Here is a 15,212-nt window from a genome sequence, read left to right on the forward strand (position 1 = left end):
TTAATCGCTTAGCAGATTTTTTGCAATGACCATATGTTGGATCTCATTGGTTCCTTCATAAATTTCGGTAACTTTAGCATCACGAAACAGTCGTTCCACGTTGTAATCTTCCGTATATCCATAGCCCCCGTGCACTTGCACCGCTTCAATAGCAGTGTTCATGGCTGTTTTGGATGCATACATTTTGGCCATGGATGCTTCTTTACTACATGGTAGATTACGCTCCACCATGGATGCCACGTTATAAACGAATAATTTAGCTGCTTCCACTTCTGTTGCCATATCAGCCAGTTTAAAAGAAACGCCTTGGTTACGTGCGATCGGTTTCCCGAATTGTTCCCGTTCTTTCGCATAACTTACCGCATGTTCCAGCGCTGCTTCTGCGATCCCGAGGGCTTGTGCTGCGATACCAATTCGTCCAATATTCAAATTGGCCAACGCAATCCGAAATCCATCCCCCTCACTGCCAAGAAGCTGTTCCTCATGAACGGTACATTGGTCAAAATGTAATTGGACCGTGCTTGATCCATGCAGTCCCATTTTCCTTTCCTTTTTTCCGATTGTTAGCCCGGGCGTATCTTTTTCGACAATAAACCCGCTAATCGATTCTTCGCCAGTCCGGGCAAAGGTAATGTATGTATCTGCCTCTCCGCCATTGGTAATAAATACTTTGGAGCCATTTAATATATAGGAATCGCCTTGCTTTTTGGCCGTTGTTTTCATGCTGGAAACATCGGATCCGGCGGCTGGCTCGGTTACTGCGAACGCACCCAGATACTGTCCTGAGGCAAGTTTGGGTAAGTAATGATTCTTCTGATCCTCGTTTCCAAATTTAAGGATTGGATTGGTTCCGACAGATGTATGTACAGATAATATGACACCAATCGTCGCGCTTACCTTGGACAACTCATGGATCGCTAGGATATAGGAACTGAAATCCATCCCGCTTCCACCGTATTCATATGGAATGGGAATCCCCATGAAGCCAAGGGCGCCCATCTTTTGAATGATTTCTTTTGGAAAACGATCCTTTTGTTCCATGCGTTCGATTTCTTTTGCAACTTCATCGCGGGCAAAATTGCGCAGCATTTTGCGCATCATTTCCTGCTCTTCTGAAAAATCCATGTTCATCCGGGTTGCACCCTCTCACAATTAATCATACTGGTAAAAGCCCCGGCCGGATTTTTTCCCCAGCCAACCTGCTTTCACATACTTTCTTAATAATGGGCAAGGACGATATTTGCTATCACCAAACCCGTCATGTAGTACTTCCATAATATAGAGACATGTATCGAGGCCGATAAAATCCGCCAATGTTAATGGGCCCATTGGATGATTGGTACCCAGTTTCATGACCGTATCAATGTCTTTCGGTGAAGCGACACCTTCATAGACCGCGAAAACAGCTTCATTGATCATCGGCATAAGCACTCGATTGGAAACAAAACCCGGGAAGTCTTTCACCTCTACTGGTGTTTTGTTTAATTGATTTGTGATTGTTTCAATAGCTTGATAGGTTTCATCACTCGTTTGCAGTCCTCGGATAATTTCCACAAGCTTCATAATTGGAACCGGATTCATAAAATGCATACCAATCACCTGCTCCGGACGATTTGTTGCGGCTGCGATTTCTGTAATGGGAAGAGAGGATGTATTCGATGCCAAGATAGCATGGTTCGGTGCAAACGCATCAAGCTCGCGAAATACCTGTTTTTTTACATCCATATTTTCCACAACGGCTTCAATTACGAAATCGCTTGACGCAGCGTCTTTTAAGGTTGAAGAGACATGCAGGCGATGCAATGTTGCGTCTTTAGCTTCCTCTGTTATTCGTTCTTTTTCAACTGAACGGGCAAGCCATTTTTCAATATGCTTTTGTCCTTGATGGAGGGCTTCTTCGCTCATGTCATGCAATAACACATCAAAGCCCGCCTGTGCGTGAGCTTGAGCAATACCTGCTCCCATCTGTCCCGCGCCTATTACCATAATGTTTTGAATGGTCATTTCAGGAATTCCTCCTTCTTATTTTATGCATAAATACAGAGGAGCGATGTAGCATCGATTGATTGAAATCATCGCCCCAACAACCCATGCTTACCCCTTCGGCACTTCTATCAACATCGCATCTCCCTGACCACCGCCGCTGCAAATTGCCGCGATTCCAAGGCCTCCGCCTCGACGTTTTAGCTCATGGATCAACGTTAAAATAATGCGCGCACCACTTGCACCAATCGGATGTCCTAATGCAACAGCACCTCCATTGACATTGATTTTTTCCGGTTCGATACCGGCGATTTTGCCACTGGCCAGTGAAACGGCAGCGAAGGCTTCATTGATTTCAAATAGGTCAATATCTTCGTTGGAATAACCTGTTTTTTCCAGTAATTGATTAATGACCAGTCCTGGTGTTTGTGGGAAATCTTTGGCTTCTACAGCAACTTCCGCATGACCTAATACGGTTGCCATTGGTGTTTTGCCTAACTGCGCTGCTTTATCATCTCCCATCACAACAAAGGCAGCTGCCCCGTCATTCACACCGGGTGCGTTACCGGCAGTGATGGTGCCTTCCTTATCAAAGGCCGGGCGTAATTTGGCGAGCTTTTCCACCGTCGTATCCTTGCGAGGGGCCTCATCTGTATCGACCACAATCGGATCCCCTTTACGCTGTGGTACTTCCATTGAGACGATCTCCTCGGCAAATTTCCCGTCTTCGATTGCTTTAACTGCACGCTGATGACTGCGGAAAGACCATTCATCTTGTGCTTCCCTCGTTAACCCGTACGCTTCGGCTGTGGAATTTCCATAGTTCCCCATATGAACACCGTGAAACGAACAGGTTAAACCGTCATGTACCATCATATCTTTCACCGTTTTATCGCCCATTCGGTTCCCCCACCGTGCATCAGGAAGGAAATAAGGCGCGTTGCTCATGCTCTCCATTCCACCGGCAACGATGATGTCTTCATCTCCAAGACGGATCAACTGATCAGCCAAGGTCACACTGCGCAGTCCAGATGCACAAACTTTATTAATGGTTTCCGTTTTAACATTCCAAGGGATACCTGCTTCCCTGGCTGCTTGGCGTGAAGGTATTTGTCCCTGACCACCTTGTAAGACCGTACCCATGATCACTTCGTCGACATTTTCCCCGTCTTCCATTCTTGCGCGTCGCAAAGCCTCACTAATGGCTTTACCGCCAAGACGAGCGGCAGTAAATGGTTGAAGACCTCCTCCAAATTTCCCGAATGGTGTTCTTGCACCAGAAACAATCACTGTTTTTCGCATTAAAAATCATCCTCTCTTTTTCTCTAGGGTCTTTTATAGCTGTCTTTGCTTTTTCATCTTCGTAGTTGATCGAAACAGCGCCGTAGTGTGTAATTTTCTTCGCAAGCGTTGGTTGAGCGTAGGGATACCGCTACGGAAATACATTTCGCTGGTGGTCCAATTCCTACCGTTAAACTGCATTTGTAAGCATATCAAACATATCGAGGCTCTCTTACCAGTTCGGTGTTGAATACGAATGAAATTTAGCGACAGAAACTGTGACATTAGCGGAGGAAATACACGGAGACTCCGGCGGGAGCAAAGGCATCGGTGAGACCCCGGAGTGCGTCAGCACTGAGGGGGCTCAACAGCCGCCCTAAGGTGCGCGTAGTGTATTTCCGTAGCGAATTCCTACCCTCAAGCTTGCAAAAGAATTGTCACTACATCGCAATTTCTATTTTTTGCATCAAAAACAACAACTGGTTTCGGAAGACGAACCTTTGGTACAGTCCCAATCTTTTGGAAAATAGATTTCACCTAAAAATACAATTGGCGATTGAACGCTCGCTCAGGTCATTCTCTGCAAAATAAGAGGAGTGACCCTCTTATGCTGTTTTTTCCTCTTCTTCAACCAATACGGATAATGCTAGAATTTCTGCAACATCCATGGTACTGATATCTTCATCTACATCCTTCGCCTTTGTTCCATCACTTAACATCGTTAAACAAAATGGACAAGCACTGGAAATCATCGTTGATTCAACAGCCATTGCTTGCTCGGTGCGGGCTACATTAATACGATTACCTGTTGTATCTTCCGACCACATTAAACCCCCGCCGGCACCACAGCACATACCATTTTCTTTATTACGTTTCATTTCTACCAGTTCCAACCCGGGGATGGATGTAAGGATTTCCCTTGGCGGGTCATATACTCCATTATATCTGCCCAAATAACAAGAGTCATGATATGTCAAACGCTGGTTAATCTGACGACGAGGTTTTAGCTTCCCATTCATGAGCAGATCAAATAGGAGTTGCGTATGGTGATAGACCTCTCCTTCAAACCCGAAATCCGGGTATTCATTTTTGAAAATATTGTATGCATGCGGATCGATGGTTACAATCTTCTTCACATTATTTTTCTCAAATTCTTTGATATTCTTTTCAGCAATTTCCTGGAATAAAAATTCGTTTCCAATTCGGCGAGCTGTATCGCCTGAATTCGCTTCTTTATTTCCTAGAATAGCAAAATTGACACCTGCTTGATTCATCAGCTTGGCAAAGGCAATAGCAATCTTTTGGCTGCGGCTATCATAAGCTCCCATGGAACTTACCCAGAAAAGATACTCGAAATCTTTCCCTTCTTTTTGCAGTTCCTTTACGGTTGGAATCGAGACAGAATCATCCGTATCACGCCATTTAATCCGGTCTTTTTTCGACAGTCCCCAAGGGTTCCCTTGACGTTCGATGTTCATTACCGCGCGTTGCGCATCAGGATCCATTTTCCCTTCTGTCATAACGAGGTAACGGCGCATGTCAATGATTTGACCAACATGTTCATTGTTCACCGGACAAGCATCTTCACAGGCACGGCATGTCGTACATCCACTGAGTTCTTCCTCTGTAATCACGTCCCCAATTAAGCTTGCATGTTGAACGGTCGCTGCTGCTTCTTCCTTCCCACTTGCCTGATTTCCCTGAGAACCAGCAAATGCATAGGCTGGAACCCATGGCGAGTTTCCGGTAATTGCTGCACCTTTCTCTGTTAAATGATCGCGAACCTTAATCATGATATCCATTGGTGACAACATTTTCCCAGTACCGGCAGCCGGACAGACATCTGTACAACGTCCGCATTCCACACATGCATAGAAATCGAGCATCTGACGCTGGTCAAAGTCTTCTACTTTACCAACACCAAATGAAATCTCTTCTTCACTTTCTTCATCCATATCATCCATATCGAAATCGATTTTCTTTAATTTTCCCGGTACACGTTTACTGATAAACACGTTAATGGGAGCTGCAATTAAGTGTGCATGCTTGGATTGTGGTACATAGACCAGGAATGTCAGAATGGTAATCGTATGTATCCACCAAGCAATAAAGAATACGACCATTGCCGCTGCCGGCGACATCCAACCAAAAACCCCAGCTATGAAACTAGCAACAGGTTCTGTCCATGTTGCCGCCTCGCCGTGCCAGATTTGCCCCATACCATTGCCGACAAGTACGGATACCATCAACGTCCCGATAAATAGTAATACTAAACCGGCTTTGAAACCTCGCTTTAGGCGAACGATTTTTTCCATGTAGCGACGGTAGAATGCCCAAGCTACCGCTACTAGAATCATTAATGTTACGAGCTCCTGGAAAAATACAAACCCGGGATAGAACCTACCAAATGGCAAGTGGCTGCCCGGCGCTAGGCCTTTCACGAAAAAATCAATGGCACCAAATTGGACAAGAATGAAGCCATAGAACATCATAACATGAATGGCACCTGATTTCTTATCCTTCAGGAGCTTGGACTGCCCAAAAACGATTTTTATAATTCGGTGCAACCGCTCTTTGATCGCCCAATCAAAATCTGTTTTTTGACCGAGCTTAATATAGGAAACTCTTGTTGCTACAACCTTAATGAATAAGTACAACCCGTATAACGTTATGGCTATGAACGCCAATAAGTTAATCAACAAAAATGTATCCATCTCGCTCCCCCCTCTTCCTAATCACATCAAAAATGATAGCGATTCCATTTTACGGAAATATTGTATTCTTTTCTAATTCTTTTCACACATATTGTTGCTTTTTATTTCGCAACAGAGCGAAAACCTTTGGTACAGCCCCAACCTTTTAGAAAGCAAAACAACATTTCGTATACGTACATCTACTTTAAATGATGAATGATCATTCAGTCAACCTATTTACCAGAAAATTTTATAAAAATAATAAGCGCTGCCTCCTATGTGTAGAAGACAGCGTGAAGCCATTTGTATTACATGCTTTCCGGTGCGGATACACCAATTAAGCCAAGCCCATTTGCAATGGTGATACGCACTGCTTTCATCAAGGCAATCCGAGCATGGGTTAATTCTTTATTGTCAGCATCGAGTACTTTCTCCGCATTATAGAAACTGTGGAGCAATGAACTTAAGTCAAATACATACTGTGTTACTTTATGCGGTACATGTTTCTCGGCTGCATCTGCTACCGTTTGTGGAAATTCGCCAAGTTTTTTAAGAAGGTCGACTTCTTTCTCTGATGTTAACAGGGCTCCATCGAATGCTGCGTTGACTTCGAATCCCTTATTACGCGCCTGCTTGAGCATCGTGCAGATACGAGCATGGGCGTATTGCACATAGTAAACCGGATTATCATTAGATGCTGAACGAGCTAAATCCATATCAAAATCAAGCTGGGAGTCATTGGAGCGAGCCATGAAAAAGTAACGAGTAGCGTCCACCCCAACTTCATTCATTAAATCCCGTAAGGACACGGCAGTTCCTGCGCGTTTACTCATTTTCTGTTTTTCACCTTTTTCAAACAGGTTTACCATTTGAACGATTTTCACATCAAATTTTTCCTTCGCGTAACCAAGTGCTTGAATCGCAGCACGCATTCTTGGAACATAGCCATGATGATCTGCACCCCATACGTTGATGATTTTATGAAAACCACGGTCGAGCTTGTTCTTGTGGTAAGCGATATCCGGTGTCAAGTACGTATAATTGCCATCCTGTTTTATCAATACGCGATCTTTGTCATCCCCAAACTCGCTCGAGCGAAACCAAGTTGCTCCATCTTTTTCATAGGTATAACCCCCCGCTTCAAGTGTCTGAAGTGCCTCTGTGATTTTGTCATTTTCATACAGGGTCATTTCTGAGAACCAATGATCAAAATGAACACCAAAGTCGCTCAGATCATGTTCAATATTACCGAGTGCTTTTTTCAGTCCGTACTCTTTAAAAAATGCCAAGCGATCTGCACTTGCCGCATTTACCCATTTATCGCCATATTCGCTGGCTAATGTCTTGCCAATTTCGACAATATCTGCCCCACGGTAGCCGCTCTCCGGCATATCTACATCCTTGCCCAACGCTTGCAAATAGCGTGCTTCAACCGATAGCGCGAGATTATCAATTTGATTGCCGGCATCATTAATATAGTATTCACGTTCCACGTTGTAGCCTGCAGCTGCAAGCACATTACAAAGCACATCACCAAACGCCGCGCCACGAGCATGTCCCAAGTGCAAGTTCCCGGTTGGATTTACGGAAACAAATTCAACTTGTACGCGTTCACCTTCTCCAGTATTGCTCTGTCCATAGCTATCTCCAGCCTGCAAGATACCGGCAATGACATTCCTGAGAAAGTCACTTTTCATAAAAAAGTTAATGAATCCCGGTCCGGCAATCTCCACCTTTTCAACCTGAGCCTTGGATTGATCCAGGTTTGCTATAATATCATCTGCAATTTCGCGTGGGGCTTTCTTGGCAATACGCGCAAGCTGCATCGCAATATTCGTTGCAAAATCACCATGTGCTTTTTCTTTCGGTTTTTCCAATATAATTTCCGGTAATTCCTCCGAATTCGCCAGCTCTGCCTGAATAACCGCAGCAGCAATTTGTTGTTTTAATGTAATCTCTGTTTGCGTTAGGGTGTTCACACTAAACCCTCCTCCTTCAATGTTAGCGTCAATTCATGTTTTCGTTCTTCCTGCCCATTTAGTTTAACCGTATAAGAAATCACTAATTTTCCTATGTCCTTCTCATCAAGGGGCTGATATGTAATAGCATTGGTATATGTTTCCATATGGATGGTCCCATATGGATGCTTTAATACATTTTCCGTTGTTTGATGGGTACGGAACTGCTGATTCATCGAAATTGCGCCTGTCCGTTTGATGTTAACTTTTCCAGCTTGAATGGTAATCAAATTTTTAGTGGTGGCATTATCTTCCGTCTCTTCTTCGTATGTAATCACATCAAGCTCTTTCCTCTTGAAAAGTGTCCCCGAAAGCGTCAACGTATTATATTCCATTTCTCCATTGTCATCAATGGTTGTGCAGAGTTCGATCAGAACCTGTTTTTGTAATGCATCCATAACTCTCTCTCAGCTCCCGAAGTGAATTGTATCATATATTGTTTCATTATAGCGTTTACTAGGACAAACATGCCACCATTTTTATTAGAAATCTTGGCTTATCGCGACGTATTTTGGCGAAAAGCTATAGTTGCCGCTGCGGAAAAACACTACGCTTTCCGTGGGCCCCGAGCTCAGCCTCCTCAGAAAAAAGAAGTGCATTTTTTTCCTGCGGGGGTTTTCCCACTACGCTTTCCCACAGGAGTCTTCCTGTTTTTCCTCCGCTAACCAGTCACACCACTACATTTATTTACTAAAAGCAACTATAGATTTTAGTGTTGACCTTTCTTTTCTACGGAAAATAAGTTTATTTATCTCCATCTTTTCCCATAATGTGACTAATGCAGACATACATTGGAGCTAATCATAATGAGAAAAAGAGTACATAAACGGAAGAATCGCATAATAATTAACGTGGGCCTAGGTACACTTGCCTTAATCGTTAGTTTGGCATTTGGTATATATCTTATCAGTTTTCTCTTAGGTCCACCAACCTTAACGGACGAACAAAATACAATTTATTATAGTGCAACCGGTGATGTCATCGGTGAAGAGCGGGGCGCAGAAAATCGCTATTGGATAGATATCGAGGATATGGCTCCGGAAGTCGTTGATGCAACATTAGTCATCGAGGATCAACATTTTTACGATCATAGCGGATTTGATTTTAAACGAATTGCAGGAGCCATTTTAAAAAATATTGGGAGCCTGTCCCTAAAAGAAGGTGCAAGCACATTAACTCAGCAGTACGCGCGTAATTTATACCTGTCTCATGAAAAAACGTGGGTGCGAAAAATCAAGGAAGCATTTTACACCATTCGTCTGGAAATGTTTTATTCCAAAGAAGAGATTCTGGAAGGCTATATCAATACAATTTATTATGGGCATGGGGCATATGGGATTGAGGCTGCCAGTCATTACTTTTTCAATAAATCGGCGGAAGATTTAACGTTGGCCGAATCAGCAATGTTAGCCGCTGTCCCGAATGGGCCGGCCTATTATTCCCCGTTTAATAATGAAACCAATGCTGTGAATCGACAGACACAGATTTTAAACCTGATGCAGGAAGAAAAGAAAATTACAGACAAGGATTACCAGGAGGCCGTACAGGAAGAATTAGTGTATGCGGAACAAGCGGAAGGAAAAGAGGATAAAATTGGACCCTATTTCCAAGATGCGGCATTAAAAGAGTCTGCCGAAATATTGCAGCTTGATCAAGAAGACGTACGATCCGGCGGGTTTCAAATCCGGACAACATTGCATACAAAGCACCAAGAAAAGTTAGAAAATCAAATCGAAGCAACCATCAATCCGACTAGTGATATCGAAGTTGGCGCTATAGCCATGGATCCACAAACAGGCGGGATTCAAGCTTTGGTCGGGGGACGGGATTATGAAGCGAGTGCTTTTAACCGCACAATGGAAGCAAAACGGATGCCCGGTTCTACCTTTAAACCATTCTTGTATTATGCTGCCCTTGAACATGGCTACACTCCCAGTACTATGTTGATGAGCAAGCCGACCGCATTTGAACTAGAGAACGGGGAAGTATATCAGCCGAGCAATTTTAATGACAACTATGCCAATGAACCGATCACCCTAGCACAAGCGTTGTCGCTATCTGACAATATTTATGCCGTAAAAACAAATATGTTTTTAGGTCCGGACATGTTAGCGGATACTGCAGAAGAGTTTGGATTTACAAGCGATCTTCCGGCAGTGCCGTCGCTTGCTCTCGGGACTGCTGCCGTTTCTATGGAAGAAATGGTCAACGGCTATAGCATGATCGCTAATGGGGGTAAACGTGTTGTTGGTCATACAGTTGCAGAAATTATCGATCAGAACGGCAACACAGTCTTTGAGCGAGATGAAGAAGCTGGCGAGCAGGTACTTGATCCGCAAAGCACATTCATTTTAACCCATATGCTTACAGGCATGTTCGACAATGAACTCGATGGCTATATGGCTGTAACCGGCACGTCCATCGCAGGCAAACTCACCCGAATCTATGCTGGAAAATCCGGTACAACCAATTCCGACAGCTGGATGATTGGATATTCCCCGTCCCTGGTATCCGGAATCTGGACAGGATATGACGATAATCGCTCCATGGAATTCGTTGCAGAATCCGCCTATGCAAAGAACATATGGTCCGGGTTCATGGAGGCAGCTCATCAAGGAAAACAGCAGGAAAATTTTGATATCCCGAACGGCGTCGTTGGTGTTCCCATTGACCCTAAAACCGGCAAACGAGCTACACCGTATTGTGATGCGAGCCGTGTCATGTTCTTTGAAGCAGGAACAGAGCCAGAGGGCTATTGTTCCGAGCATTATCACAAGGATGATAGCAACAAAGATAATAGCGAAAGTGACGATAGAGGTATTTTTGAGAAGTGGTTTGATCTGTTTTCTTAGAGCATGCGTCTACACATGTGTATTAAGAAAAAGGACGGCGTCAGTTAAGATCGATGCATCTTGGGATTATTCTAAATTCTATGATCTGTCATTTTTACTGGGTTTTCCTAAACATTACGTTCTATTCAAACAAAAAAAGCCGACGCATCAAGGTATGTCCATTACCTGACGTGTCGGCTTCTTTTGTGTCCTAGTAAACATGAGTTAGCCCATGTATCAACATTTTACAAATACTTGTCACAAAGTACAAGATTTTAATAAAAAGTTCATGATTCGGACACAAAATGTTCATGATTTTATTCCGGCAAGGCTTCTTTTAATTCATCGGATGAATTGTTCCACATATCCTCATTAAAGTCGACTAGAAAATCTTTCAGTATTTTTTTCGATTGCGCATCCATATGTTCGACAACAATTTTTCCTTTTAATGATTTTTCCATATGTGTCACATGCTGCGGCATGGATTTATAGGCGCGTTTTATCGAACGGTCAACGATGAATTCACTCCCGGCGACACCGGCGTAATAAGGTCCGTTTTCGCCCTGCTCCACATTCACCCAAACAAACCAATATAACTTACCGTTTGGTACTTCATCACGATTTGGTATTATTTTTACACGTCGTTCTACTTTACTGCGGGCATGCATGACATCCATATCCACATAAGCTTGCTTTTCTGTTGGATCTACGATAACCGGAGACATATTTTCCAAACTGACAGTACCTGCTCCATAACCCCCATGGCCATCTGTGGAGTCATCTTTAATAATGGTGAACGTATTTTTCTTCTTTGGCTGATCTTGCTCTGAACTCATCGCAGGAACCTCCTCCATATTTCTTTTGCTTCCATTGTAGCACAGGAAATGCGCTAATTTCACTATTTGGCTTTAGTAACGGTTTTTGTGCATGAATCTCACCTGATTAACGCCCAGCAACTTTCATATTGTCGCTACGATAAAGAAAACTTGTCGATCGGGTGCTGCCAAAGGAAATAAGACCTCAACGTTCTATCGTGTATCTTTTTGTTGTTTCAACAATTCTATATATCATAGAACCTTCCTAGCGTACATCATTTGGCTATTTCACCTATTCCATGTACCGTAGAACCTTCCTAGCATACATCGTTTGGCTGTTTCACCTATTCCATGTTCCGTAGAACCTTCCTAGCATACATCGTTTGGCTATTTCACCTATTCCATGTTCCGTAGAACCTTCCTAGCGTACATCATTTGGCTATTTCACCTATTCCATGTTCCGTAGAACCTTCCTAGCATACATCGTTTGGCATTTTTTATTGCTTACCAGGTGAGATCGTGTCTCTGCTAGTGTTTCATATCAGCGATAACACGCCCCGCCTCCTGTATTTCTTCATCTGTATAATTTTGCTTGCCCTTCACAAGATGAATTTTTTCTATCATTTCATCGAAAGACAAACCGTCAAAATAAAGCATTGTCGCAACAAGCTCCAGAAAGCGTGAGCTCCGATGTTGCAGCATTTCCACTCGTTCCGCAATGGCAGGCATTTCAACCGCGAATTGATCTAAGAATGTCTCCCCTTCAGACGTGATGGTATAATGGTATTGGGAGTAATTCCCTTTATCTTCTTTTGTTTCATCCAAAAAGCCCAAGTTATAAAGCTCTTCAACTCTTAATGTCAGTTCTTCTGAATATGGACCGTAAAAGTGAAAATGAAATTTTTCCTCAAAAGGCACATTGCTTTTTTGAAGAATGTAGATCATTTTTTGCATTTTTTTCCTGCCCGTGATTTCTTTTGCTACTGAAAAAAACTGCATCAATCGCGCATGATTAGTCAACATCCTGTATCACTCCCTGGCCATATAAGATTTCATCTATACGTTTTCTCTTGCTTTCATCACACATCTCGTCCAATAAATCCTTTGGAAAATATAGCTTATGGTCTGTGCGCTTTTTCCCGGAAATCGCCTCAACAATATCAGAGTGCTCCGAGAGCTCTTTTAACCTCTCGTCCGGCATACGTAAATGAATGGGAAGGCGTCCTTCATCTTCTCCGGGACGATAGAAATCATATGGCAGATCCGAAGACGAATCTACTTCCAGATAATAATTCGGGTCAATTCCTGCCTCCTGAAACAACGCTTGCAGCTCCAACCATGCATCTCGCTGTGACTTCGGATCAAATTCAATATATTTAAACAGACGCCGATTCATGAACCGCTCGCACAAGTCGCGTAAAATCGCATCATTCTCTTCCTGCCACATGTGGAAATAATATTGGACGACAGCCTCATCCAACTTCAAATATTCATCCAACGCAACCTCCCCCTTGAAAAAAGATAGGAAATGTGTCGGTTCCAGTTTAAATGTGAAGGTTTGCGATTCAAATAAGTATTTGGCGCGTTGCAAGATTTTCGATAAAATGACTTCTGCACTTCTTGTCACAGGATGAAAGTATACCTGCCAATACATCTGATAACGACTCATAATATAATCTTCAACCGCATGCATCCCGGTTGATTTAATCACAACCTCATCATCAATCGGGCGCATAACCCTGAGGATGCGTTCCATATCAAAGTGGCCATAACTTACACCGGTAAAATAAGCATCACGCTGCAAATAGTCCATTCGATCCGCATCAATCTGGCTTGAAATAAGGCTGACAACTAATTTATCTTCATACGTTTTTTCAATCACATCTGCCACTTTTTGTGCAAAGCCGGCACTTACACGCTCCAGAATTTGATTAATATACGTATCGCCCAGAATAATTTGTTGTGTAAAATCCTCATGATCCAATTTGAACACTTTCTCAAAGGAATGGGAAAACGGCCCGTGCCCTAAGTCATGCAAGAGCGCCGCACATAAGCTAAGGAGACGCTCATCCTCATTCCAATGCGGTCTGCCTTTAAAATTGTAAATAATACGCCGTACAATTTCATATACACCGAGGGAGTGGTTAAAACGGCTATGCTCCGCACCATGAAACGTATAATTCGTTGTCCCAAGCTGTTTTATCCGGCGCAAACGCTGAAATTCCGGTGCGGCAATCAAATCCCAAATGACTCGATCGTTAACGTGCACATATCTATGTACAGGATCCTTAAACACCTTCTCCTCATGTAATTGTTCATCTTTATATGCCATCGATGTCTCTCCCGTTTCTTTTCGTTCATTGGTTTAATATACGTTCAAAAAGTCGACCAGTTGGAAGCAAGAAGGTCGGGGTGGCGAAGTTTTGAGGAACGAAGCGTATTCCTTTCATACGTAAGTAGCGAGGGGCATTCCAAGAGGAATCCTCTGTGCTGCCTTGCACTGAGAAATTTCCCTCTTTGAATATGCTTATAGGTGCATTTCTTTTAAATCAAGCCAACGAAGAGATTCGTAGCTTATCATTTGGTGGCTTTTTGAACATCCTATATTATTATATAATAGATAAGCAAATGAAAAAAGGAAATGCAAGGAGTAAATTATGAAAAACTGGAAAGAAATCATCAGCCATACAACGTTTCGATATCTGGATCATTCAAGTAAACCTACATTCGATCATGAACCCTATACAGCGTTAACTTCTTTTGCGATTGATGATGCTCTGTCGCTGTCTGTCAGTAACGATAAAACGCCTCCTACCATTCGTTTGTGGGTCCATCCAGATACGATTGTCCTTGGAATACCTGACGGACGCCTTCCTTTTATTGAAGACGGCGTAAAACTACTAAATCATCAAGGGTACGATGTCATTGTGCGAAATTCCGGCGGGCTTGCCGTTGCGCTGGACAGCGGTGTATTAAATCTTTCACTTATTTTACCAGGAGTGAGGCATATTTCCATCTATGACTGTTATGAGGCGATGGTCAGCTTTGTGAAATATATGCTGCGGGATGTAACGAATGAGATTGAGGCTTATGAAATTACTGGTTCCTATTGCCCCGGGGATTATGATTTAAGTATTCATGGAAAGAAATTTGCCGGTATCTCCCAGCGCCGTATTAAAGACGGTGCTGCGATCCAAATTTATTTGGATGTGGAAGGAAACAGTTTCGAGCGAGCTGCTTTAATTCGAGATTTTTATGCCGTTAGCAAACGAAATGAAACGACAAAATTTGAATTCCCAACCGTAGATCCGAACGTTATGGCATCATTATCAGAGTTATTAGGCGGGCATATGACGGTGAAAGACATGAAACACCGCGTCTATCAAGCTTTAGAGGCTTTTAGCGATGAAATTGTTACGATGGATTTTTCGAAAGAGGAGCTTGCGGCATTTGAGCATCGGCTGGAGCACATGAAAAAGCGAAATGAGCGTATTGCCGAGATGCAATAATTACCCACCCCAATCACGCACACAATACGAAAGGCAAGCGAAAACAATGAAACGTTAAGATAAGAAGAGGCTGCAGGAAGAT

At 43.1% G+C, this 15,212-nt stretch carries 11 protein-coding genes; 2 read left to right on the forward strand and 9 right to left on the reverse strand.

Annotated features, from left to right (window positions below):
- From KFZ56_RS17220 to KFZ56_RS17245, 6 genes are all read right to left on the reverse strand, one after another.
- Positions 1 to 1,131, reverse strand: coding sequence for an acyl-CoA dehydrogenase (locus tag KFZ56_RS17220; RefSeq protein WP_222643299.1), 1,131 nt, complete (start codon positions 1,129 to 1,131; stop codon positions 1 to 3).
- A 21-nt stretch (positions 1,132 to 1,152) separates the two neighbouring features.
- On the reverse strand, positions 1,153 to 2,004 hold the full coding sequence (locus KFZ56_RS17225) for a 3-hydroxybutyryl-CoA dehydrogenase (RefSeq protein ID WP_222643301.1): 852 nt from the start codon (positions 2,002 to 2,004) through the stop codon (positions 1,153 to 1,155).
- A 90-nt stretch (positions 2,005 to 2,094) separates the two neighbouring features.
- Entirely contained in the window at positions 2,095 to 3,285 is a 1,191-nt protein-coding gene (gene mmgA, locus KFZ56_RS17230) for an acetyl-CoA C-acetyltransferase (RefSeq protein WP_222643302.1), read from the reverse strand.
- A gap of 584 nt (positions 3,286 to 3,869) precedes the next feature.
- Complete coding sequence (locus tag KFZ56_RS17235; protein ID WP_222643303.1) at positions 3,870 to 5,978, reverse strand: heterodisulfide reductase-related iron-sulfur binding cluster; 2,109 nt, start codon at positions 5,976 to 5,978, stop codon at positions 3,870 to 3,872.
- Positions 5,979 to 6,265: 287 nt separating this feature from the next.
- Positions 6,266 to 7,936 (reverse strand): arginine--tRNA ligase, encoded by a 1,671-nt coding sequence (gene argS / locus KFZ56_RS17240; RefSeq protein ID WP_222643304.1) that lies wholly within the window; start codon positions 7,934 to 7,936, stop codon positions 6,266 to 6,268.
- The gene (locus tag KFZ56_RS17245) at positions 7,933 to 8,373 is read right to left on the reverse strand and encodes a YwiB family protein (protein WP_222643305.1); all 441 of its coding nucleotides are present in this window, start codon (positions 8,371 to 8,373) and stop codon (positions 7,933 to 7,935) included. Before KFZ56_RS17245 ends, argS begins: the two co-directional genes overlap by 4 nt.
- Before the next feature lie 408 nt (positions 8,374 to 8,781).
- On the opposite strand from KFZ56_RS17245, the gene KFZ56_RS17250 reads away from it, so the two are divergent.
- Positions 8,782 to 10,827: a transglycosylase domain-containing protein gene (locus tag KFZ56_RS17250; RefSeq protein WP_222643306.1), complete on the forward strand. Its 2,046-nt coding sequence runs from the start codon at positions 8,782 to 8,784 to the stop codon at positions 10,825 to 10,827.
- A 296-nt stretch (positions 10,828 to 11,123) separates the two neighbouring features.
- On the opposite strand, the gene KFZ56_RS17255 is transcribed toward KFZ56_RS17250, so the two are convergent.
- The 3 genes from KFZ56_RS17255 to KFZ56_RS17265 form a co-directional block, all read right to left on the reverse strand.
- Positions 11,124 to 11,642, reverse strand: coding sequence for a YwhD family protein (locus tag KFZ56_RS17255; protein ID WP_222643308.1), 519 nt, complete (start codon positions 11,640 to 11,642; stop codon positions 11,124 to 11,126).
- Positions 11,643 to 12,149: 507 nt separating this feature from the next.
- Positions 12,150 to 12,644, reverse strand: coding sequence for a YwgA family protein (locus tag KFZ56_RS17260; RefSeq protein ID WP_222643310.1), 495 nt, complete (start codon positions 12,642 to 12,644; stop codon positions 12,150 to 12,152).
- On the reverse strand, positions 12,634 to 13,953 hold the full coding sequence (locus KFZ56_RS17265) for an HD domain-containing protein (protein WP_222643312.1): 1,320 nt from the start codon (positions 13,951 to 13,953) through the stop codon (positions 12,634 to 12,636). The genes KFZ56_RS17260 and KFZ56_RS17265 overlap by 11 nt, the downstream gene beginning before the upstream one ends.
- Before the next feature lie 325 nt (positions 13,954 to 14,278).
- On the opposite strand from KFZ56_RS17265, the gene KFZ56_RS17270 reads away from it, so the two are divergent.
- A complete protein-coding gene (locus KFZ56_RS17270) occupies positions 14,279 to 15,130 on the forward strand; it encodes a lipoate--protein ligase family protein (RefSeq protein WP_222643314.1) in 852 nt (283 codons plus the stop codon).
- Positions 15,131 to 15,212: the final 82 nt, after the last annotated feature.

Origin of the sequence: Virgibacillus sp. NKC19-3 (genome assembly GCF_019837165.1) — a bacterium.
Classification (GTDB): domain Bacteria; phylum Bacillota; class Bacilli; order Bacillales; family Amphibacillaceae; genus Virgibacillus_L; species Virgibacillus_L saliphilus.

What these genes read in the sequence shown, in the direction of transcription:
- KFZ56_RS17220 (WP_222643299.1), bottom strand. Translation starts at nt 1,131, where the DNA reads ATGAACATGGATTTTTCAGAAGAGCAGGAAATGATGCGCAAAATGCTG.
- KFZ56_RS17225 (WP_222643301.1), bottom strand. Translation starts at nt 2,004, where the DNA reads ATGACCATTCAAAACATTATGGTAATAGGCGCGGGACAGATGGGAGCA.
- mmgA (WP_222643302.1), bottom strand. Translation starts at nt 3,285, where the DNA reads ATGCGAAAAACAGTGATTGTTTCTGGTGCAAGAACACCATTCGGGAAA.
- KFZ56_RS17235 (WP_222643303.1), bottom strand. Translation starts at nt 5,978, where the DNA reads ATGGATACATTTTTGTTGATTAACTTATTGGCGTTCATAGCCATAACG.
- KFZ56_RS17245 (WP_222643305.1), bottom strand. Translation starts at nt 8,373, where the DNA reads ATGGATGCATTACAAAAACAGGTTCTGATCGAACTCTGCACAACCATT.
- KFZ56_RS17250 (WP_222643306.1), top strand. Translation starts at nt 8,782, where the DNA reads ATGAGAAAAAGAGTACATAAACGGAAGAATCGCATAATAATTAACGTG.
- KFZ56_RS17255 (WP_222643308.1), bottom strand. Translation starts at nt 11,642, where the DNA reads ATGAGTTCAGAGCAAGATCAGCCAAAGAAGAAAAATACGTTCACCATT.
- KFZ56_RS17260 (WP_222643310.1), bottom strand. Translation starts at nt 12,644, where the DNA reads ATGTTGACTAATCATGCGCGATTGATGCAGTTTTTTTCAGTAGCAAAA.
- KFZ56_RS17265 (WP_222643312.1), bottom strand. Translation starts at nt 13,953, where the DNA reads ATGGCATATAAAGATGAACAATTACATGAGGAGAAGGTGTTTAAGGAT.
- KFZ56_RS17270 (WP_222643314.1), top strand. Translation starts at nt 14,279, where the DNA reads ATGAAAAACTGGAAAGAAATCATCAGCCATACAACGTTTCGATATCTG.